Genomic DNA, 20,522 nt, shown 5'->3' with positions numbered 1-20,522 from the left:
TACCCCGATACTGAAAATGGATTTTGAAATACAGGAAAAAACGATCTGTTTTCAGGGGTTTTTCCGCCTGGAACGATATCGCTTACGTCACCATAAATTTAATGGTGAATGGAGCCGGTCGATCACACGTGAATTGTTTGAACGGGGACATGCGGCAGCAGTATTGCCTTACGATCCGCAAACAGACGAAGTTTTGCTGATCGAACAGTTTCGTGCTGGCGCAATGTCAGCTCCCGGTGGCCCCTGGTTGCTGGAAATCGTAGCCGGTGTAATTGAGACAGGTGAAACACCGGAACAGGTCGTTACAAGAGAATCCATAGAAGAAGCGGGTTGCCAGATCGGCGATCTCATCCCCCTGTACGATTATCTGGTCAGCCCGGGTGGCACGACAGAACGAATCGCGCTGTTTTGCGGAAGGGTTGCTGTGAAAACAATCAAAGCAGGTGCCATTCATGGTAATCACGAGGAAGATGAAGATATCAGGGTACACGTCATGCCGTTGGGTGAGGCAGTCAGTCTGCTGAGCGGCGGCCGAATTGTTTCCGCCAGCGCCATTATTGCGCTGCAATGGCTTGTACTGAATCGTGACGCTGTTCGGCAGCGCTGGCTTTTAGAATAGGAGTGTGCGTATGTGTGCCAGTAAATCTACACAGTTTTACCGGACACAATACGGCCTGTTTCTGGCATATCTGATGCTGTGGGTTGGCATCATATGCATACAGTCGGTTAATACCGCCAGCGCGGCAAAGAATGATGCCGGCAACGTTGCTGTCTGGCTGGATGTCAATGGAACGATTGGCCCCGCCATGTACGATTACATTCAGCGCGGACTTTCCAGAGCGGCTGAACAGCAGGCGCAATTAGTCATTCTTCAGATGGATACGCCCGGCGGGCTGGACGAGTCGATGCGGAAAATTATTCAGGAAATCATCGCTTCTCCGGTACCAGTGGTGAGTTTTGTTGCTCCAGGCGGTGCACGCGCTGCCAGTGCCGGGACCTATATTCTTTACGCCAGCCACATCGCAGCCATGGCACCTGCAACCAATCTGGGCGCTGCCACACCCGTCAGAATGGCTGCGTCGGTACCACCCGTACCTCCTGCACCGGTACCCAAAAAATCTGGTGTGCCCGACAACGCGCTGAAGGGTGAACTGCCTGGTCAGTCTGGTGTGCAAGATGCCATGACGGTCAAGGTGGTTAATGATGCTGTCGCTTATATCCGCGGCCTTGCCCGGATGCGCGGGCGTAATGCAGACTGGGCGGAAAAAGCGGTGCGTGAAGGAGCAAGCCTGACAGCAACCGAAGCACTTGATCAGCATGTTATTGACCTGGTGGCAGAAGATTTGGGTGATTTACTGACGCAAATAGATGGGCGCACTGTTGATTTGATCGGGCAGAAAGTGACGTTTTCCACCCAGTCTCTGGTTGTAAAGCGTATGGAACAGGACTGGCGTACTCGTCTGCTGGCAGTGATTACCGATCCCAATGTGGCCTACATCCTGATGTTAATTGGTTTTTACGGCCTGGTTCTGGAATTTACCACTCCCGGAACAATTGTCGCCGGTGTCGCTGGTGCAATCTGTCTGCTGCTGGCCCTGTTCGCTTTCCAGGTTTTACCAATCAGTTATGCCGGGCTGGCACTGATTTTGTTCGGCATCATTTTTATGCTGGCAGAAGCCCTGATCCCGGGTGTGGGGGTGCTGGCCATTGGCGGTATTACCGCTTTTGTCATCGGGTCAGTTATGCTGATTGATACCGAAATACCGGGTTATGGTATTTCAATCCCGCTGATTATCACATTTACGCTGTTATCAGCCGGGTTCTTCATCGTCGTATCCGGCATGGTACTCAGATCCAGGAAAAATCCGACGGTCACAGGTGTTGAGAAGCTTATCCACAGTACCGGCGAGGTACTGGAAGGTTTTGATCAGGAAGGCTGGGTACGGGTTCAGGGTGAATTGTGGCGCGCCCGTTCCAATATACCGCTGCTATCCGGGCAGAAAGTAAAAATTACGGCCATGCAGGGCCTGTTACTTACGGTAGAGCCCTGTCAATCCAATCACACGATGAACCCCTGATGGAGAATTGACATGTATACGGATCTGGTATCAGTTATTACTTTGGCATTGATTTTTTTCATCTTTTTTATCGCCAGTTCACTCAAGGTACTGAAAGAGTACGAACGTGGTGTCGTGTTCATGCTGGGGCGTTTCTGGCGAGTCAAGGGCCCGGGGCTGATCATTGTGATCCCCGCCGTTCAAACCATGGTACGGGTTGATCTGCGCACGATCGTAATGGATGTGCCCAGCCAGGATGTCATATCGCGTGATAATGTTTCTGTGAAAGTCAGTGCCGTGCTGTATTTTCGTGTGGTTGATCCGCAAAAAGCCATTATCCAGGTGGAAGATTACAATATGGCGACCAGCCAGCTGGCACAGACAACCTTGCGTTCTGTACTGGGACAGCACGAGCTGGATGAAATGCTGGCCAGCCGGGACAAGCTTAATACCGATATTCAGATGATTCTGGATGAACAGACTGAAGCATGGGGAATCAAGGTTTCAAACGTTGAGATCAAGCATGTCGATCTCAATGAAACGATGGTAAGGGCGATTGCCAGACAGGCCGAAGCAGAACGGGAACGTCGTGCCAAAATCATCCATGCAGAAGGGGAATTGCAGGCATCGCACCACTTGCTTGAAGCTTCACAAATTTTGGCAAATCAGCCTCAGGCACTGCAATTACGTTATCTGCAAACCCTGACTGAAATTGCGGGTGAAAAAAGTTCCACCATTGTTTTTCCGTTACCGATCGAGATTTTGGCCGCGTTACAGAAAATAGCAGAAAAGCAGTCCGGCGATTAGATCAGCGGGTGAATCGGGGAACGGTGTTTAGTGAATTGCCATCGGGTGTACGCCGGCCTTGAGCGCACGAACCGCTTCTGCAGGAGAGCCTACCACCAGCCCGCGCGGGCAAAAATAGAACTTTGCCAGCTCACGCTGGGCCTGTAGCTGCGCAACCATTTCCAGCGGCTGCCATTCGGAAATACCGGCGCGTGCCCAGGTTTTTGTATCGCTATTGCCTGTTGCATAGCGTTTTCTTTCACGCGTTTCGCAGCGCAATGCTTCGTACGAAACATTGTTTGCTCCCTGTGGTGACCGGGCCACCATACTGTATCGGATGACACGTTTCTCATCGACATTAATGGATTTGGCATCGATGAAATAACGCATGCTGGTGGCGGGGCCGGCATCAAATTCCAGTAAATTCTCCGGCTGAGGGTAAGCAGGGAGGCTGGATTGAATCGCCTCCCAGTCCTTCTTATAATCGAGTGTGTCAAAAAATTTACTTTGACTGACACAGGCAGTTACACCAAAAATCAGGGCCAGGCTCAATATGGTACTCATTTTATTGTTAAATTGCCGGTACATTACCTCTCCTTGGTTGTCATATTCTGTCTGCTAACCGGGATTCTCGGGAAACCGGCAGGAGCAGGAAATGTACCATAAAAGATTTAAGCCAAATCCTGTATCATCGCGCTTTTAACCTAATCTGCTGGTATGAAAACTGTCTTTCTGGATTTTGAAAAAGGCATTGAGGAATTTGAGGCAAAGATTGAGCAATTGCGCTTTGCTCAAGATGATTCCGCACTGGATATCTCGGCCGAAATTACTCGTCTGCAGGCAAAAAGCCAGGGATTGACCAAAAGTGTTTACGCAAAGCTCACACCCTGGCAGATTTCCCAGGTGGCTCGCCATCCGCAGCGCCCTTATACGCTTGATTACGTACAGCATCTGTTTACTGATTTCGAAGAACTGCATGGTGACAGGAATTTCGCTGATGATCAGGCGATCGTGGGTGGACTGGCGCGCTTCAACGGCCAGACTGTCATGGTGATCGGACATCAGAAAGGGCGTGATACCAGAGAAAAAATCCACCGTAATTTTGGTATGCCCAAACCGGAAGGGTATCGCAAGGCGCTCCGGCTAATGCGGCTGGCAGAGAAGTTCTCAATCCCGTTAATTACATTTATTGATACACCGGGTGCCTATCCGGGTATTGACGCGGAAGAACGCGGGCAATCAGAGGCGATTGGTAAAAATCTTTATGTGATGGCGGGGCTGAGAATTCCCGTCATCTGCGTCATTATCGGTGAAGGTGGGTCAGGGGGGGCGCTGGCCATTGCTGTGGGGGATACCAGCCTGATGTTGCAATACTCGACCTATTCAGTCATTTCGCCTGAAGGATGTGCTTCCATTTTATGGAAAAGTGCGGAAAAAGCACCTGATGCTGCAGAAATTCTTGGCATTACTGCAGACCGGCTCAAGGAAATGGGGCTGATTGATGGCATCATTCCTGAACCCGTTGGGGGAGCGCATCGCGATTACCCGGCTGTAATGCAGTCGGTCAGGCAGGTGTTACAGGAATCACTGCGAAAGCTGCAGGATATTCCCCTGGAGACATTGTTACAGAAACGCCTTGACCGGCTGCTGGGGTATGGCAGATTCAAAATCGACCAGCCCGGCTGATTTGGCAGATTGTTTTTTTCATAATCTGCACACACAAGTTCGGCCTGGAGATCACCTGGTTGTTGCGCTAAGTGGTGGGGTGGATTCTGTAGTACTGCTGCATCTGCTCACACAATTTTCAAAATCAATGCGGCTAAATATCGCAGCTGTTCATGTTGAACATGGCATCAGCGCACACTCGGGGCAATGGAGTGATTTTTGCCAAACCCTTTGCGACAGCCTTTCCGTCCCGTTGTCCATACACCGGTTAACCATTCGCAAACGGCCACAGGAAAGTCTGGAAGCGGTTGCCAGAGAAGCGCGCTATCAAATCTTCAAAACGATCCGGGCAGACTATGTCGTACTGGCTCAACATCAGGATGATCAGGTTGAGACACTGCTGCTGCAGCTCCTGCGCGGTGCGGGTGTCAAAGGACTCAGTGCCATGCCGGCGATCAGATCACTTAAATCAGACAAAGCAGCCAGGCTGCTCAGACCACTGCTCAATATTCCACGCTCCGGGATTCTGAATTACGCCAGGCTGCACGGCTTATCCTGGGTAACGGATGAAAGCAATCTGGATACTTCCTATGATCGTAACTTTTTGCGGCACCGGATCCTGCCCTTTCTGGAACAGCGTTACCCGGCCTATCGCAAAACCTTGTCCCGGTCTGTGCGACATCTTGGTGAAGCGGCACATTTACTGGATGATCTGGCTAAAATTGATGCTGAAGCTGCGCTGATTGCCGGCAAGCTGAGTTTGCCCGTGCTGCAGAAGCTTGAGCCGGCACGCGCCAGAAATTTGTTGCGTTACCTGCTGGCACAGTACATGGTTCGGTTACCCGGTTCCGCAAAACTCGAAGAAATTTTGCGCCAGCTGAACAGTGTCCAGTCAGATAATCATTTCCGGTTTATCGTGGATACTCTCGAAATTCGCTGCCACCGGGGGGAATGGGTTGAATTTATACCGGCAGATTCATTGCCGGGGCCAATGACCCCTGTTGTCTGGCAGGGTGAGCCGCGTCTGGTAATTGAATCTATGAAAGGTGTACTTGAGTTTACGCAGCGGCATAATCAGGGTATTGATCTGGCTAAATTAAATCAGCAGACTGTTACGATCCGCTCAAGATCCGGAGGAGAACGATTTCAACCGGACTGCAAACGCCCGCGTCGCAGTCTGAAAAAAATTTTGCAGGAAGCAGGACTTGCTCCGTGGGAGCGCGAGGCATTGCCGTTGCTTTTCTGTGGAGATCAGCCTGTCTGGGTGGCAGGAATTGGTATCGACTGTAATTTTCAGGTATCAGCGGGCAGCGCCGGGCTGGTTGTCACCTGGCACACCAACCTGGCCAGTCAGTTTTCAACTTGCTGAGACAGCCCGTATTTATTAAATCTGCATACGATTATTATGGACTGGTCTTTAGCTGCTGACAGAGCAATACCTGGGCCGTTTCGCACTCTCTTGAGAGGGGTCGGACAGGTATTCTTTTGCTGTAACGCAGTAACCGGGCTGGTTTTTCTGGTGGCTCTGTATATTGGAGGGGTGACTGCCGGGCTGGCCGCAACTGCGGGTGTCCTTAGCAGTACAGTTGCCGCCCGTTTGCTCAGATTTCCGAAAGAGGATATTGATGCAGGGCTGTATGGCTTCAATGGAACCCTGGTGGGCCCCTGCCTGTTTCTGTTTCTGGAAAATTCTCCTCAGCTCTGGCTGTATCTCGTACTGGCCTCAATATTGTCGACCATTGTGCTGGCAGCACTGACGAGAATGCTGCAACCCTATCACATTCCCGCTTCGACTTCGCCCTTCATCCTGACCTGCTGGATGTTCATAGCAGCGGTGTATGCTTTTGACAGTTTCGCGCGGGGATCGCTTTTGCCGGCAGCCGGTATTCCCGCAGAAGTTGCGGCTGTTTCCATGCTTCCGGTAGAAGCATGGCCTGTAGCTGTTACCCGGGGTATCAGCGAAGTTATGTTTGTGGATAATGCTGTCGCGGGTGTCCTGTTTCTGGCCGGTATCGCCATCAATTCGTTGCGAGGTGCGGTCATGGCACTGTCAGGGGCGATTATCGGTATCGTGGTACCGGTCTTTCTGGGGGCGGATAACGGCCTCATCGAAGCAGGGTTGTATGCGTACAACCCTGTACTGGTCATGATGGCAGTGGGATGGGTGTTTCTCAAACCTTCCGGTAAAAGTGCAGCACTGGCTTTTCTGGCGGGTATTTTCACTGTGATATGTCAGGCCGGCCTTGCCAGCTTTTTAGTACCACTTGGTTTGCCTGTGCTGACTTTTCCTTTCGTACTGATAATGTGGGTATTCTTACTGGCTGCGAGTAAAGCGCGCTTCTGAAAACGGAGATGCCCTTACCTTAATCTTCTTCGATCAGGAAAAGAATCTGTCTGGCAGAGACTTTGCTGTTGGTTTTGCAGAGAACGCGCCGTAATACCCCACTGACAGGTGCGCTGACGGTGAATTCCATTTTCATGGATTCCAGTATGGCCAGATCATCCCCGGCATTCACGTGCTGCCCTTCATTCACCGGCAATTTCCACACAATACCGGTTACATGTGTGTGTACAGTACGCGTTCCTGCCGGGATAGAGATATCGGTCGGAGCAGAGTGATCTTCCAGGATCTCGCTGGTGGTGTAATTTTCCTGACCTTCTGCCTTCCAGCGTTCGCGTTCAGCGATGTAGGCAGCCTTCTGCTTTGTTCTGAACGTATCGATGGAGGCAGCATTCTCTCTCAGGAAATCGTTGTACTGTTTCAGGCTGAAGCGATCTTCCTCAATACGCAGCGTAAATTTCCCGCCCGGAAAATCGTTGCGCATCCGGGCCAGCTCAGCTTCAGTCACGGGATAGAACCTTACCTGATCAAAGAAACGCAAGAGCCAGGGTTTACCTTCCCTGAAATCCTTTGTCTGAACATGGCTGTTCCACATCTGTACAGTACGCCCCACCAGCTGATAGCCTCCCGGGCTTTCCATGCCGTATACGCACATGTAGGCGCCACCGATACCCACTGCATTTTCCGGTGTCCAGGTGCGGGCCGGATTGTATTTTGTGGTGACCAGACGATGTCTGGGATCCACCGGGGTGCCCAGCGGTGCGCCCAGATAAACATCTCCCAGTCCCATGACCAGATAACTGGCATCGAAAACGATACGTTTGACTTCATCGATGCTGTCCAGTCCATTGATACGGCGGATGAATTCGATGTTGTCCGGATTCCAGGGGGCATCCTTGCGCACCGATTGCATGTATTTCTTCATTGCCAGCTGCACAGATGAATCATTCCAGGACAGCGGCAGATGAACGATGCGTGTGGGGACCTCCATGTTTTCGATTGCAGGCAGCTCTTTTTCCGCAGAGATCAGTGTATTCAACAGCCTGTCGCGTGGCAGCAGCTTCGCGTCGAAACGGATGTGCAGCGAGCGGATGCCGGGTGTCAGATCCACGATCCCCGGCAGACCACCTTCTTTCACTGCTTGCTGCAGCCATTCCATCAGGGCATGGATACGGAAACGCAAATTGAAGTCAAGCACCATGGGTCCGTATTCCACCAGCAGATTTCTGTCCCCGCCTTGCCGGTAGACCACTTGCACTTGTTCGCTGTTCTCGGGAAGGGTGTGCAGGATCGGGCTGTCGTCGGTTAACGCTACTTTTATGCCGGCTGACAGTGGTGTCTCCGGCAGTCGCAAGGCGCTGATGAGTGCGTCTTGTGATGCTTCCATCGTTGCTGCTTCGTCAGCGGATATTCGCCGGAAAGTGATACGGTCACCAGGGCGGAGCTGTCCCATTTTCCACAGTTCCGCGTGGGCAAGTGTTACCAGACAGACAAAGCCGCCCAGACTGGGACCATCCGGGCCGAGGATAACCGGTAAATCTCCGGTGAAATCCACCGCACCGATGGAATAGGCCACATCGTGAACATTGGATGGATGTAACCCGGCTTCTCCCCCATCAGTACGCGCCCATTTGGGTTTCGGGCCAATCAGGCGCACCCCGGTGCGATCTGAATTATGGTGTACCGTCCAGTCGGCGGCAAAAAAATCAGTGACACCTTCTTCCGTAAAAAAGTCAGGTGCTCCATGCGGGCCATACAGTACGGCAATTTTCCAGTGACGGGTATAGCGCGGAATAGAGGCTTGCGGTAATTCACGAGGCGTATAGCCGCTATGGTTACCCGCCACGATATTCAGCACATCACCTGCCTGCAGTATGCGTCCCTCATGTCCGCCGAACTGACCCAGCATGAATGTGGCCTTGCTGCCAAGATAATCGGGAACCTGGATACCTCCCTGTATCGCCAGATAAACCCGGCTGCCCTGATCCAGTACATCACCAAAAGCAAGTAACGCCCCTGCTTCAATTTTATGCGATTTCCATTGTGCCAGCGGTTTCCCGTTCAGATTGACTTCAATCGGGGCACCGGTTACTGCGATCACTGTGTCACAGTTGATGCGCAAAGTTGGGCCGGCAAAAGTGATCTCGATTGCGGCCAGTCCTTCCTGGTTGCCTGCCAGTCGATTGGCCAGTCTGAACGCCAGGCTGTCCATTGGCCCTGAAGGCGGCACGCCGATATTCCAGTAACCCTGTCTTCCGGGATAATCCTGTATGGTGGTTTGTATTCCCGGGGCGAGTACATCAACGGTGGGTGTAGCCAACCTGCTGGTATCCGATATTTTTTCAGACATTGTTATCTCCATGTTCGGCAACATCATATTCAGAATCAGGCAAAAAGGCTGCCGGAAATGAAATCGGGTTGCCGTTACGACTTCTTATTCAAAAACAGCTGCTCAGTATCAGGAGGGTCAATTCCAGACCAGTAAGCGAACGGGGGTGGGGTTGTAGGCGTTGCACGGGTTATTCAGTTGCGGGCAGTTTGAAATCAGCACTACCACATCCATTTCAGCCCGCATTTCCACATATTTTCCCGGGGCAGACACTCCGTCTGCAAATTGCAGTTTGCCCGTTTCAGTGACTGGAACATTCATGAAGAAATTGATGTTGGCGGGAATATCCCGTTTGCTCATGCCCAGGCGGTCACAAACCGGATCATGCGCCAGGGCATGCAGAAAATTATCCCGGCAACTGTGCATCGGGTATTTATCAAGTGTGTAGCGTGTCGTATTGCTTTCAGCCGCACAGGCACCACCTACCGTATCATGTCGCCCGCAGGTGTCTGCCGTGATGACGAGCATGACATTGCCCAGGTTGGAATACAGTCTGCTCCCGGTCGTCAGATACAGCTGGTGCTGCCGGCTGATGGTATCGGCAGCGCTATAACGTTCTGCTGCATCATGTGCGTTGTAAAACAGTGTATCTACCGCCTGGTTGCCTTCAAGATCAACGATGCGGAATGTTTGCCCTTTTTTGACTTCCCCTACCCATGGTTCGCCTGCGGCACAAACCGCATTTAGCACTGCAACATCAGGGTTCAGTGTACTTTCAACCAGATTTTGCGCGTTCATTTAGCACCTCCGTAAGCATAAAAACGACGAGTGTTTTCCATACCGCGCGCATTCTCTGCGATATGAGTACATGCGCCGGCTGTGGCAGGAGAAGAGATTGATACCGCCAGATCAATTGCACCGGGATCATAGGCTTCAGCCGGATCCAGCGGGTGTGGCGCTGCAGACAGTACCACCAGCGTATCCATTTCAAATGCCAGATCCACATAGCTGCCCGGTTTACTGTGATTGGCATGGAATTGCATTTCCCCGGACAGGTCGACTGTTACCTTGCTGAAAAAATTGATGTTAGGCACCACATCACGTCGGCCCAGCCCCCATTTTCCCAGCTCGATCAGCATGCCATCGAGACCGCTGCGATACATGTTATTACGCAGTTCCTGGTATCGTCCTTCACCATATTTCCGGCGTATCAGTCCGGCATCGCTCAGGCCGCAGACCGTATCGTGCCAGCCGGCGGTGTCTTTGGTAATGCAGCAGAAAATACGCCCCATATCCGAGTGACAGGCGTGTCCCCGGGTCAGATAAAACGTATGCTGGGTCTTGAGCGTGTCCGCCATGTTGTAGCGTTCCAGTTTTTCTTCCCGGTTGTAGAGCAGTACCGCTGCATTTGCGCCGCCTGTTACATCTGTCAGACGCAGGGTTGTCCCCCGGCGTACGATCCCTGACCAGTGACATCCACCTGGAATATGAGTTTTCCAAAGATATTCGCTAAGCTGGTTCATGTTCTATCTCCTCCTCATCTTTTATGTTTACGGTTGATCTGCACACGCAGCGTTGTCAGAATCAGTATGACGCCTAATACCAGCGGTACCGCCCAAAGTTGCCACCATGGTGCTCCGGGTGCTGCCATATACTCGCGCGGCCAGCCAATATTGATCAGCTCGAATACAGCCCAGATGAAAGCCAGTGTGTTGATAACGGTTCCCCATCTGCCCAGTCTGAGTGCTCCCAGCGCCGGATTCCAGCGACCGGTCAATCTGGTATACAGCCCCACCCCCATCGTGACAGAAAACATGGCATACAGTCCGCCTGTCCCGAAAGTGATAATGGTTGCAACCGCACCGTCATTCAGCCCGAAAAGTAATCCGAGGCCAGCTAAAAGCACAGTTCCCCCTATTGCATTTCGCGGCAGCTGTGTTTTTTCGGTAACCTGTGAGAAAAAGGCAGGCAGGTTACCCTCGCGTGCCATTGAAAAGAGAATGCGTGAAGTGTAGTTGACAATGGATGATCCACATGAAAGGAAGGCAGTGACTACAATCACCAGAAATGGCTTGGCAGCCCAGGCACCTATCGTGCCTGCAATGATGGGCGAGACAGGATCCGTTGTTGCGCTGGCTTTGATCAGCGTGTCGTGATCAATCGATAACATCAGCGTGGAAGAATTGAAGAGCACGACACTGCCCACTGCCAGCAGGGACAGAAAAATAGCACGTGGAATCATCTTTTCAGGATGATGAACTTCCTCAGCAATGGTGGAGCAGGAATCAAAGCCGATAAATGCCCAGCCGGCGATGGCCAGTGCGGCAAGAAAAGCCGTTGTGCTGGAGGGCGCCAGGCCCGTTCCCAGGTGCTGAAACAACTCCGAAACCGGATAAACGCGGAAAAATGAAAACAGAATCAGCGCCATACAGATTGATCCTGCGACCTCAGCGCTGACACCGAGCAGATTGATTATTTTATAAACACGCTGGTTGACGATATTGACTGCCGTACAAATCAACAGGAAGGCAAGTCCCCACAAAACCGCAGGAACCCCTTGTATTTCTCCACCTGAAACTACTGCAGAAAGCCACATTCCGCCTGTATAGGCAGTCGTGGTCAGCATGGCGATCGCCGAGCTGACATAAATAGCCCCGGCATACTGGCCTGCTTTTGGTCCGATCAGTAGTCTGGACCATTTGTAAGCACCCCCGGCAATGGGAAATTGTGAGGAAAGTTCGGCGTAGACAGTGGCAACCATTAGTTGCATAAGCAAACACAGTGCCAGCGCAGTAATCCACCCTCCCCCGGTAACCAGATTCTGTATGCCAAAAATGGCATACAGCCCGACAACCGGAGATACCACGGAAAAACCCAGCGTAAAACAGTTCCAGACACTCATGCTGCGGCAAAGCTGTGCGGTTCCGGTGTTGCTGATTGATTCGATATGTGTCGCGGGAAACCGGTTTTCTCTTTTTTCTACTGACATGCTTGCTCTCCTTTGGAAAACAAAGGAATTGCATGCAGGCAAAACTCAACAAGGGTTATCCACAGAAAATGGCAGGGAGTGGCAAAAAAACCTGGATCAGGGAGGATGTTACCGAAAAATTCCGCTTGTGACGTTGCTCTGGCTAACGAGCAGCAGCCATCTGTTGAAAAAGGTACGAGAAGAAGATCTGGATTTTGAGCAGGGGGGTATGGCAGTAATTTTTCCACTTTGGCCTCCGGTAGTTAATGTATTGAACATAACCTCCCGGGCTTTTATCCCTCCGTGGAACTCTTTAACAGAGCCCGAAACTCTCGGACCAGGCACTTTTTGCAAAGCCGGAACCCTAGTTTCGTGAAATATCGTGTTTCTTTGCGTTTCTGAGTGCCTGGCCTGCCGTGAAACTCTGTCAGGCTTCGGCCTCGGTTACTGCAATCTAAAACGTGGAGATCATTATATACATCTAAATTTCTGGAAGACAAGAAAAATATATACCCAATCTTTAATGGAATGCCCTTCCTGCCAGCGTTGTTTCGATATATCAATTACGTTAGAATGGCTCCCCATGACTAAATTTGTCTTTGTGACTGGCGGCGTAGTATCTTCTCTGGGCAAAGGGATTGCTGCGGCCTCTTTGGCGGCGTTGCTTGAAACGCGTGGTATCAGGGTGACAATTCTCAAACTGGATCCTTATATCAACGTCGATCCGGGGACGATGAACCCATTTCAGCATGGCGAAGTGTTCGTAACGGACGATGGTGCTGAAACTGACCTGGATCTGGGACATTACGAACGCTTCATCAGCACAAAAATGACCCGGCAAAATAACTTTACCACCGGGCAGATTTATGAAAGTGTAATCCGTAAAGAACGTCGCGGGGATTACCTTGGCGGGACTGTACAGGTAATCCCGCACATTACTGACGAAATCAAGCTGTTCATCCGTAAAGGCGTTGCTGATGCACAAGTGGCAATTGTGGAGATTGGCGGTACAGTTGGTGACATTGAATCCTTACCGTTTCTGGAAGCCATTCGCCAAATGTCAGTCCAGCTTCCTCATCAGGATACCTGTTTTATTCACCTGACGTTACTGCCTTACATCAGCTCGGCTGGTGAGCTGAAAACCAAGCCCACACAACACTCAGTTAAAGAATTACGTGAAATTGGGATCCAGCCGGATGTGCTGCTTTGCCGGTCCGACCGCCCACTTCCGCAGGAAGAGCGGAGAAAAATTGCATTATTCACAAACGTTCGCGAAGAATCTGTCATTTCCGCGATTGATGTAGACAACATTTATAAAATCCCGGCATTACTGCACGAGCAAATGCTGGATGAAATTGTGTGTCACAGGCTGGATATCCTGGCCAGGCCAGCTAATCTGACTGTCTGGAAAAAACTGGTTCATGCGCTCGAACATCCCGAGCATGAGGTTTCAATCGCGCTGGTTGGCAAATATGTCGATCTGACGGAATCATACAAATCTCTGTCAGAAGCGCTGATTCACGCGGGAATCCACACGCGCTGCAAAATAAAAATCCATTATATTGATTCAGAAGACATAGAACAGCGTGGAACAGATTGCCTGTCCGATATGGATGCCATTCTGGTTCCCGGAGGATTTGGCAAGCGCGGGGTGGAAGGCAAGATCATGGCGATCAGCTATGCCAGAAATCATCGGGTTCCCTATCTCGGTATATGCCTGGGCATGCAGCTTGCGGTCATAGAGTTTGCCCGTAATTGTCTGCAACTCGAACACGCACACAGCACGGAATTTGATCCGGATACCCCTCACCCGGTACTCGGATTAATTACCGAATGGCGGGATCGCGGCGGACGCATTGAGAAACGCTCAGAACAGACAGAGCTGGGAGGGACCATGCGGCTGGGCGGACAGGAATGTCTGTTGAAGCTACATACTCTGGCGCACAAAATCTATGGAGAAGATAAAATCATCGAACGGCATCGGCACCGCTATGAAGTTAATGCTGAATACATTCCACAGCTGGAGAAAGCCGGCATGCAGATAAGCGGCTTATCTGCCGAGGGTGATCTCTGTGAGATGATTGAACTGCCCCAGTCTGAGCACCCTTGGTTCGTCGCCTGCCAGTTTCATCCGGAGTTTACCTCCACACCCCGAAATGGGCACCCTCTTTTCAAAAGCTATGTGCAGGCTGCGATCGGTTTTGCTGACCTGTCCAGTAGTCGCGCAAAGCAGAGTCGCTGCGATACACAGGAGAAAATGACAGCCGGTAACCCGGGTTGATTACCAGGGAAACAGTTTTTTATGCTGAGAACAGACGCCCGGTAAATTATGCTGCTTTTAGCTGGCAATCAACATCGACTGGCAACGCCAGGCCCACACCTTAATAAAACTTCCCTGCTCCAGTAAAAACAGGACAGGTCAAGTCAGGTAAATACAATTATCCCGCCATTTTGTTGGATTTCCAGCTATCGAGAAGTGTGCATAATAAAAGTACCAGATAACCACATAGCAGCCGCCGTCAAATTTTTATTTTTTCCACCACCAATGAATAACACAAGGAACACAGTATGAGTGCAATCGTAGATGTAATCGCCCGCGAAATTATCGATTCTCGTGGTAACCCAACTGTAGAAGCCGATGTGTTGCTGGAGTCAGGTGTGCTTGGGCGCGCTTCTGTACCGTCTGGTGCATCGGTTGGTACACGTGAAGCTGTTGAGTTGCGTGATGGTGATACACAGCGTTTTTACGGGAAGGGTGTATTAAAGGCGATTGAAAGTGTTAATGGCGAAATTTCTGAAACAATTGTGGGGCTGGATGCGGTAGAACAATGCTTTATTGATAAGACACTCATTGAGCTCGATGGCAGTGAGAACAAATCCAGACTGGGTGCAAACGCAATACTCGCTGTCTCACTGGCAGTGGCCAAAGCTGCAGCAGAAGAGTCCGGCCTTCCTCTTTACCGTTATTTGGGGGGAATCAATGCCAAATGGCTGCCTGTACCAATGATGAATCTGATTAATGGCGGAGCGCACGCAAATAACCGCCTGGATATGCAAGAGTTTATGATTATCCCGCTGGGATTACCGAGCCTGCGGGAAGCTGTGCGATGTGGCGCAGAGGTGTTCAGCAAGCTTAGAACGTTGCTTAACAAAAAAAATCTGCCAACAACAGTGGGTGATGAAGGAGGCTTTGCTCCCGGTTTTGCTCATAATGAAGACGCACTGGGGCTGATTGTGCAAGCCATAGATGAAGCGGGTTATCAGCCTGGCTCTGAGGTGGCTATCGGGATAGATTGTGCCAGCTCCGAGTTTTATCGTGACGGGAAGTATCATCTTGACGTGGACGGATTGGCCCTTACTTCGGCTCAATTTGTGGATTATCTCGCTACGTGGGTGGAAAAATATCCCATTATCAGCATTGAAGATGGAATGAGTGAACAGGATTGGGATGGTTGGGGGCTGCTGACGGAAAGACTGGGCAAAGCGGTTCAGCTGGTTGGGGATGACGTGTTTGTTACTAATACAAAAATCCTGAAAGAAGGTATTAACCGCAATATTGCCAACTCTATCCTGATCAAGATCAATCAGATCGGTACGCTGACTGAAACGCTGAACGCAATAGAAATGGCAAAATGTGCGAACTACACTGCTATCGTCTCTCATCGTTCCGGGGAGACTGAAGATACGACTATTGCCGATATTGCCGTTGCCACCAATGCTTTACAGATCAAGACAGGGTCACTTTCACGCTCGGATCGACTGGCCAAATACAACCAGTTGCTGCGTATTGAGGAAGATTTGGATGATATTGCGCAATATGCCGGCAGATCGGCTTTCTATCAGTTAAAGCCATGAAAACTGTAGCCGGGCTGCTGGTTCTTATGATTGGACTCGCACAATATCCACTATGGTTTGGCAAAGGGAGTTTATTGGCAATTCTGGAAATGCATGAACAGATTGCCGCTTTACAAGAAACTAACCAGATGCTTCAGAATAGAAATACTATTCTGGAAGCAGAGGTTAATAATCTGAAAAAAGGGTTTGATGCAATTGAGGAACTGGCGAGAAGTGAGTTGGGTATGATTCGCAAGAATGAGCAGTTCTTTCATATAGTGGCGTACGAAAGCAAGTAAACATTCTTGTGGCAAAAGGACCAGCAGATATTTTTTGCAGAAGGATATTGTAAAGGGGGAGGTTAATGATCTTTAAGTGGATATTCCTGATCGTTTTTATTCTTCTGGTTTTCTGGCTGCTTAAACGGCTCAAGCCTAAACAAAAGCTTTCTTACGATATGCCGGCGGAGATTGTTGAGGACATGGTGCGCTGCGCATATTGTGGCGTTCATCATCCACAAAGTGAAAGTATTAGTGAAAACGGGCAAAACTTCTGCTGTACCCGGCATCAGCAATTACATCTGCAGCATTAATTTTTTTTTTTACAAATAGAATGGATCAGGAAATCAGACCGTATTTGTAAATTTTGTCAGATCCTGCTCGCACGCGCGATACGGTTATCGTTATTGTATTTTTCCGGCACTAAACTGCTGTCTGGATGAAGTAACAAATAACAACAGGAAAACGATCTTTCGTTTTCCTGTTGTTATTTCTGTAAAAATTTTCCGTATTTCTGGTTGAATTTTTCTACCCTGCCAGCAGTATCCACAATTTTCTGTTTTCCTGTATAGAACGGATGGCAGGACGAACACACTTCAATATGTAAAGGTTTGCTTAAAACAGAGCGGGTTTTGAATTCGCTGCCGCAGCTGCATGTTACGGTAATTTCGTGATACTCCGGATGGATGCCTTCCTTCATTTGATATCCCTATTTTTTAAAGCTAAATTAAAAGGCAGCTATTATCACTTAAGATATGTATGGCTGCAACCTGACGCCGTATTAACCGGATAAAAAACCTTCTTCAAATTTCCGATAGCACTGGAAAACTGGTGTGCTTCCTCTAATATCAAACACGCCGCATGGAATCAAAAAAATCGGCATTATTTTTTGTTGCTCTGATTTTATCCAACAGGAATGACATAGCATCCATTTCATCCATTGGATAAAGCAATTTACGCAGAATCCATATTTTTTGCAGAATTTCAGAAGGGATCAGCAACTCCTCGCGACGAGTTCCTGAACGATTCACATTAATAGCAGGGTAAATACGTTTTTCAGCCATACGACGATCAAGGTGAATTTCCATATTGCCCGTTCCCTTAAACTCTTCGTAGATCACATCATCCATACGTGAACCGGTATCTACCAGTGCAGTGGCAATAATGGTGAGCGAACCGCCTTCTTCAATATTACGTGCAGCACCGAAGAAGCGTTTGGGGCGTTGCAGCGCGTTGGCATCCACTCCGCCGGTCAGCACCTTGCCCGATGCCGGTACAATCATGTTGTATGCGCGCGCAAGGCGGGTGATTGAATCGAGCAGGATAACCACATCTTTTTTATGCTCAACCAGTCGTTTCGCCTTTTCAATTACCATATCCGCCACCTGAACATGTCGGGCAGCTGATTCATCGAAGGTGGATGATATAACTTCTCCCTTCACGGAACGTACCATCTCCGTCACTTCTTCCGGACGTTCATCTATCAGCAATACCATTAGTACAACATCCGGATAGTTGGCTGCAATGGAATGTGCAATATGTTGAAGCATTACAGTTTTACCGGATTTTGGGCTGGCTACCAGTAATCCACGCTGGCCTTTGCCGATAGGCGCAATCAAATCAACAATCCGGCCGGTAATGTTTTCCTCGGATTTGATATCCCGTTCCAGCGTCAGGCGTTCCGTTGGGAAAAGTGGTGTAAGGTTTTCAAACAGTATCTTGCGCTTGGAGTTCTCGGGCGGTTCATTATTAACCTTATCTATTTTGACCAGCGCAAAATAACGTTCCCCCTCCTTGGGGGGTCTGATTTCACCGTCTACTGAATCACCCGTATGCAGATTGAAGCGACGGATCTGGCTGGGAGAAATGTAAATATCGTCCGGCCCGGCCAGGTAGGATGTATCGGGGGAGCGCAAAAATCCAAAGCCATCCTGCAAAATTTCCAGCGTACCTTCTCCAAAGATACTTTCACCTTTGCGTGCCTGATTTTTCAGGAGCGCAAAAACCAGATCCTGCTTACGCATTCGGTTAGCGCCTTCAATATCATTTGCAACGGCCATTTTCACCAGCTCGGAAACATGGATGATTTTTAAATCAGATAAACGCATGAAAGTGACTCTTGAAGATCAAAAAAAATGCAGGTGGATGAAGAGGGTATTCAGGTGTGTTATACGATTCGTGAAATTACTGCTGATTCACACGATATCGAGATAACCTGGGTGTGACTGGTAAGTAAGATGCAAGTGCATTCCGGAAAAATAGAGTCAGCCGAAGAAAATTGCTGATGATTCATTCGGCTGATACTGATACTTGAGCCGGGTATCTTACAAATGGCTATCAACAAACGCTGTCAGTTGCGATTTTGATAAGGCTCCAACTTTTGTTGCCCCAATATTGCCATTCTTGAATATCATCAGGGTAGGAATACCACGGATGCCATATTTTTGAGGGGTTGACTGGTTTTCATCGATATTAAGCTTGGCTACCTTAAGACGGCCGCTATACTCGCTGGCAATTTCATCCAGCAAAGGTGCAATCATTCGGCAGGGACCGCACCACTCAGCCCAGTAGTCGACAAGCACCGGAACGGTACTTTGCAAGACTTCTGATTCAAAACTTGCATCCGTAACATAATGAATGTGTTGACTCATGAAATCCTCATCTGATATTTATTGGATAAAAAATGAACGCCTGGAATAGCCGAGCCCTATGCATCCGAACTGTTAACTGAGTTCCAGCCAGCCTGCCCGCATGAGCTGCTGAAGACAGGGCCTAAACTAAAGTGTGGCTATATGTTTATATGCTACCGAAAGATCAGGCGGATGGCAGTTAAAATATGCAGCATTGCTACCCCTATTTCCAGCAATACCACCTTCACCACAACCATGAGACAAAACAAGAAGGGCTAAAGACTTCCACCATTATACTTGCAATAACAGCTGAATCAATAAATCCGGTGATATTTTTTTAGGGGATTTTGAGGGGATTCCGGTGTGTTACAAAAGAATTTTTCGGTCTGCCGGATAAAACCGGTTCTCTAAAACCGGTACAAAATTGTTTTATCCGTTATATTGCGTACTTGTATGCCTATATCTGCCTGTTTTTGAGCTGCCTGCAAATGAGATACTTTCTTCTGTTCGACCAAAACGTTTTCGGCTTTAACAAGCTGAGACAAATGCACAGGTTTTTCCTGAAAATTAATGCAGGTATTAATTTGATTAAACACAGCATTCCCGGTTATACCCTTCGCCAGATTTTATTTGTTTCAGTCATCTTAACTGCTCACCATACGGTATGTATGGCGGCCCAGCCAGTTTCCGCGTTGCGCCCGGAAATTAAGCGTTTTGTAATACACATGTCAAATCAGCACAGCTATGACGCGGATGCGCTTGAGGAGGCCTTTGCCCGGACAAACTTTCGTCCGGAGATTCTCAAACTGATTTCTGCACCTGCCACCGCCATTTCCTGGGATGAATATCGGAAGCGATTTGTTAATACACAACGCATTAAAGGCGGACTCGATTTCTGGAACAAATACGCAGCTGAACTGGGACTGGCAAGGAAGATTTATGGTGTTCCCGAAGAAATCATTGTGGCGATCATCGGTGTTGAGACTTCCTACGGTACATCAACCGGCAACTATCGTATTATGGATGCACTGACAACACTGGCCTTCGATTTTCCCAGGAGAGCAGACTATTTCCGGGAAGAGCTGGAAAGTTATTTATTGCTTGCCAGAGAGCAGCAATTTGGTTTGCTGGATGTTAAAGGTTCTTACGCCGGAGCAATTGGCATTCCCCAGTTTATGCCGTCAAGCTATCGGCGATACGCAGTTGATTTTGATCATGATGGAGAAATCAATCTCCCCGGAAGTGCTGCCGATGCAATAGGCAGTGTGGGTAATTATCTGAAGGAATATGGGTGGGAAGCGGGCAAACCTGTTGCGGTTCGTGCACAAGCCCGATCAGAAAATTTACAGGAATTTCTGGATACAGGCATTGAACCGTTACACCCGGTTGGAAAGCTGCGTGGAGCCGGTATCATTCCGCTTGATTCTGTTTCTGATGATACGCTGTCATCATTACTGGAACTGAAGATCCAGGAAAAACGCCAGCTCTGGCTGGGTTTCAGGAATTTTTACGTTATTACGCGCTACAACCGCAGCACATTTTACGCAATGTCAGTGTTTGAACTGGCCAAGGCAGTTCGTGCAGCCAGATTATCTTATACCACAGAGCGGTAATGATCCCGATTTGTCCTGGCT

At 49.5% G+C, this 20,522-nt stretch carries 19 protein-coding genes and 1 riboswitch; of the genes, 11 read left to right on the top strand and 8 right to left on the bottom strand.

Features of this window, described 5'->3' with window-relative positions; genetic code table 11:
* The first annotated feature begins 16 nt into the window (after window positions 1-16).
* Genes IT527_RS04725 through IT527_RS04715 form a run of 3 tightly spaced genes read left to right on the top strand, consistent with a single transcriptional unit; the run spans window position 17 to window position 2,864 of the window.
* Window positions 17-619: an NUDIX domain-containing protein gene (locus IT527_RS04725; protein ID WP_292967208.1), complete on the top strand. Its 603-nt coding sequence runs from the start codon at window positions 17-19 to the stop codon at window positions 617-619.
* Between the two features lie 10 nt (window positions 620-629).
* Entirely contained in the window at window positions 630-2,078 is a 1,449-nt protein-coding gene (locus IT527_RS04720) for a nodulation protein NfeD (RefSeq protein WP_292967206.1), read from the top strand.
* A gap of 12 nt (window positions 2,079-2,090) precedes the next feature.
* Window positions 2,091-2,864 carry a slipin family protein gene (locus IT527_RS04715; protein WP_292967204.1) on the top strand — a complete coding sequence of 258 codons (774 nt, stop codon included), beginning with the start codon at window positions 2,091-2,093 and terminating at the stop codon, window positions 2,862-2,864.
* 27 nt (window positions 2,865-2,891) lie between these two features.
* On the opposite strand, the gene IT527_RS04710 is transcribed toward IT527_RS04715, so the two are convergent.
* Window positions 2,892-3,407 (bottom strand): CNP1-like family protein, encoded by a 516-nt coding sequence (locus IT527_RS04710; RefSeq protein WP_292967202.1) that lies wholly within the window; start codon window positions 3,405-3,407, stop codon window positions 2,892-2,894.
* 153 nt (window positions 3,408-3,560) lie between these two features.
* Between IT527_RS04710 and IT527_RS04705 the strand changes: the two genes are divergently transcribed.
* Genes IT527_RS04705 through yut form a run of 3 tightly spaced genes read left to right on the top strand, consistent with a single transcriptional unit; the run spans window position 3,561 to window position 6,852 of the window.
* A complete protein-coding gene (locus IT527_RS04705) occupies window positions 3,561-4,529 on the top strand; it encodes an acetyl-CoA carboxylase carboxyltransferase subunit alpha (protein ID WP_292967200.1) in 969 nt (322 codons plus the stop codon).
* On the top strand, window positions 4,498-5,877 hold the full coding sequence (gene tilS, locus IT527_RS04700; protein ID WP_292967198.1) for a tRNA lysidine(34) synthetase TilS: 1,380 nt from the start codon (window positions 4,498-4,500) through the stop codon (window positions 5,875-5,877). Before IT527_RS04705 ends, tilS begins: the two co-directional genes overlap by 32 nt.
* 36 nt (window positions 5,878-5,913) lie before the next feature.
* A complete protein-coding gene (gene yut, locus IT527_RS04695) occupies window positions 5,914-6,852 on the top strand; it encodes an urea transporter (protein ID WP_292967196.1) in 939 nt (312 codons plus the stop codon).
* 19 nt (window positions 6,853-6,871) lie between these two features.
* On the opposite strand, the gene IT527_RS04690 is transcribed toward yut, so the two are convergent.
* The 4 genes from IT527_RS04690 to IT527_RS04675 form a co-directional block, all read right to left on the bottom strand.
* Window positions 6,872-9,223 (bottom strand): 5-oxoprolinase/urea amidolyase family protein, encoded by a 2,352-nt coding sequence (locus tag IT527_RS04690; RefSeq protein WP_363278050.1) that lies wholly within the window; start codon window positions 9,221-9,223, stop codon window positions 6,872-6,874.
* 93 nt (window positions 9,224-9,316) lie between these two features.
* Window positions 9,317-9,976: an urea amidolyase associated protein UAAP2 gene (locus IT527_RS04685; RefSeq protein ID WP_292967194.1), complete on the bottom strand. Its 660-nt coding sequence runs from the start codon at window positions 9,974-9,976 to the stop codon at window positions 9,317-9,319.
* Window positions 9,973-10,701 (bottom strand): urea amidolyase associated protein UAAP1, encoded by a 729-nt coding sequence (locus tag IT527_RS04680; RefSeq protein ID WP_292967192.1) that lies wholly within the window; start codon window positions 10,699-10,701, stop codon window positions 9,973-9,975. Before IT527_RS04680 ends, IT527_RS04685 begins: the two co-directional genes overlap by 4 nt.
* Before the next feature lie 14 nt (window positions 10,702-10,715).
* A complete protein-coding gene (locus tag IT527_RS04675; RefSeq protein WP_292967190.1) occupies window positions 10,716-12,167 on the bottom strand; it encodes an APC family permease in 1,452 nt (483 codons plus the stop codon).
* 259 nt (window positions 12,168-12,426) lie between these two features.
* A riboswitch (guanidine-I (ykkC/yxkD leader) is annotated at window positions 12,427-12,525 on the bottom strand.
* A gap of 204 nt (window positions 12,526-12,729) precedes the next feature.
* Here IT527_RS04675 and IT527_RS04670 point away from each other — a divergent pair.
* The 4 genes from IT527_RS04670 (at window position 12,730) to IT527_RS04655 (ending at window position 16,572) form a co-directional block, all read left to right on the top strand.
* Window positions 12,730-14,427, top strand: a complete 1,698-nt coding sequence (locus IT527_RS04670) for a CTP synthase (RefSeq protein ID WP_292967188.1) — start codon at window positions 12,730-12,732, stop codon at window positions 14,425-14,427.
* A gap of 287 nt (window positions 14,428-14,714) precedes the next feature.
* A complete protein-coding gene (gene eno / locus IT527_RS04665) occupies window positions 14,715-16,001 on the top strand; it encodes a phosphopyruvate hydratase (RefSeq protein WP_292967186.1) in 1,287 nt (428 codons plus the stop codon).
* Entirely contained in the window at window positions 15,998-16,279 is a 282-nt protein-coding gene (ftsB, locus tag IT527_RS04660) for a cell division protein FtsB (protein WP_292967184.1), read from the top strand. The genes eno and ftsB overlap by 4 nt, the downstream gene beginning before the upstream one ends.
* A 65-nt stretch (window positions 16,280-16,344) precedes the next feature.
* Window positions 16,345-16,572, top strand: coding sequence for a PP0621 family protein (locus tag IT527_RS04655; RefSeq protein ID WP_292967182.1), 228 nt, complete (start codon window positions 16,345-16,347; stop codon window positions 16,570-16,572).
* Window positions 16,573-16,745: 173 nt separating this feature from the next.
* Here IT527_RS04655 and rpmE read toward each other — a convergent pair whose 3' ends face one another.
* From rpmE to trxA, 3 genes are all read right to left on the bottom strand, one after another.
* The gene (rpmE, locus tag IT527_RS04650; RefSeq protein WP_292967180.1) at window positions 16,746-16,958 is read right to left on the bottom strand and encodes a 50S ribosomal protein L31; all 213 of its coding nucleotides are present in this window, start codon (window positions 16,956-16,958) and stop codon (window positions 16,746-16,748) included.
* A 148-nt stretch (window positions 16,959-17,106) separates the two neighbouring features.
* Window positions 17,107-18,366, bottom strand: a complete 1,260-nt coding sequence (rho, locus tag IT527_RS04645) for a transcription termination factor Rho (protein ID WP_292967178.1) — start codon at window positions 18,364-18,366, stop codon at window positions 17,107-17,109.
* 216 nt (window positions 18,367-18,582) lie between these two features.
* A complete protein-coding gene (trxA, locus tag IT527_RS04640) occupies window positions 18,583-18,909 on the bottom strand; it encodes a thioredoxin TrxA (RefSeq protein ID WP_292967176.1) in 327 nt (108 codons plus the stop codon).
* A gap of 524 nt (window positions 18,910-19,433) precedes the next feature.
* Between trxA and mltB the strand changes: the two genes are divergently transcribed.
* A complete protein-coding gene (mltB, locus tag IT527_RS04635) occupies window positions 19,434-20,501 on the top strand; it encodes a lytic murein transglycosylase B (RefSeq protein WP_292967174.1) in 1,068 nt (355 codons plus the stop codon).
* Window positions 20,502-20,522: the final 21 nt, after the last annotated feature.

Origin of the sequence: Nitrosomonas sp., from assembly GCF_020852615.1 — a bacterium.
GTDB lineage: Bacteria > Pseudomonadota > Gammaproteobacteria > Burkholderiales > Nitrosomonadaceae > Nitrosomonas.
Note: the sequence above shows the minus strand (reverse complement) of the source record. Positions and strands in the feature narration are given on the sequence as shown.

Bases quoted from the DNA above. Each gene is read 5' to 3' on its own strand.
- IT527_RS04725 (WP_292967208.1), top strand. From the start codon at position 17: ATGGATTTTGAAATACAGGAAAAAACGATCTGTTTTCAGGGGTTTTTC.
- IT527_RS04720 (WP_292967206.1), top strand. From the start codon at position 630: ATGTGTGCCAGTAAATCTACACAGTTTTACCGGACACAATACGGCCTG.
- IT527_RS04715 (WP_292967204.1), top strand. From the start codon at position 2,091: ATGTATACGGATCTGGTATCAGTTATTACTTTGGCATTGATTTTTTTC.
- IT527_RS04710 (WP_292967202.1), bottom strand. From the start codon at position 3,407: ATGAGTACCATATTGAGCCTGGCCCTGATTTTTGGTGTAACTGCCTGT.
- IT527_RS04705 (WP_292967200.1), top strand. From the start codon at position 3,561: ATGAAAACTGTCTTTCTGGATTTTGAAAAAGGCATTGAGGAATTTGAG.
- tilS (WP_292967198.1), top strand. From the start codon at position 4,498: ATGGCAGATTCAAAATCGACCAGCCCGGCTGATTTGGCAGATTGTTTT.
- yut (WP_292967196.1), top strand. From the start codon at position 5,914: ATGGACTGGTCTTTAGCTGCTGACAGAGCAATACCTGGGCCGTTTCGC.
- IT527_RS04690 (WP_363278050.1), bottom strand. From the start codon at position 9,223: ATGTTGCCGAACATGGAGATAACAATGTCTGAAAAAATATCGGATACC.
- IT527_RS04685 (WP_292967194.1), bottom strand. From the start codon at position 9,976: ATGAACGCGCAAAATCTGGTTGAAAGTACACTGAACCCTGATGTTGCA.
- IT527_RS04680 (WP_292967192.1), bottom strand. From the start codon at position 10,701: ATGAACCAGCTTAGCGAATATCTTTGGAAAACTCATATTCCAGGTGGA.
- IT527_RS04675 (WP_292967190.1), bottom strand. From the start codon at position 12,167: ATGTCAGTAGAAAAAAGAGAAAACCGGTTTCCCGCGACACATATCGAA.
- IT527_RS04670 (WP_292967188.1), top strand. From the start codon at position 12,730: ATGACTAAATTTGTCTTTGTGACTGGCGGCGTAGTATCTTCTCTGGGC.
- eno (WP_292967186.1), top strand. From the start codon at position 14,715: ATGAGTGCAATCGTAGATGTAATCGCCCGCGAAATTATCGATTCTCGT.
- ftsB (WP_292967184.1), top strand. From the start codon at position 15,998: ATGAAAACTGTAGCCGGGCTGCTGGTTCTTATGATTGGACTCGCACAA.
- IT527_RS04655 (WP_292967182.1), top strand. From the start codon at position 16,345: ATGATCTTTAAGTGGATATTCCTGATCGTTTTTATTCTTCTGGTTTTC.
- rpmE (WP_292967180.1), bottom strand. From the start codon at position 16,958: ATGAAGGAAGGCATCCATCCGGAGTATCACGAAATTACCGTAACATGC.
- rho (WP_292967178.1), bottom strand. From the start codon at position 18,366: ATGCGTTTATCTGATTTAAAAATCATCCATGTTTCCGAGCTGGTGAAA.
- trxA (WP_292967176.1), bottom strand. From the start codon at position 18,909: ATGAGTCAACACATTCATTATGTTACGGATGCAAGTTTTGAATCAGAA.
- mltB (WP_292967174.1), top strand. From the start codon at position 19,434: ATGCACAGGTTTTTCCTGAAAATTAATGCAGGTATTAATTTGATTAAA.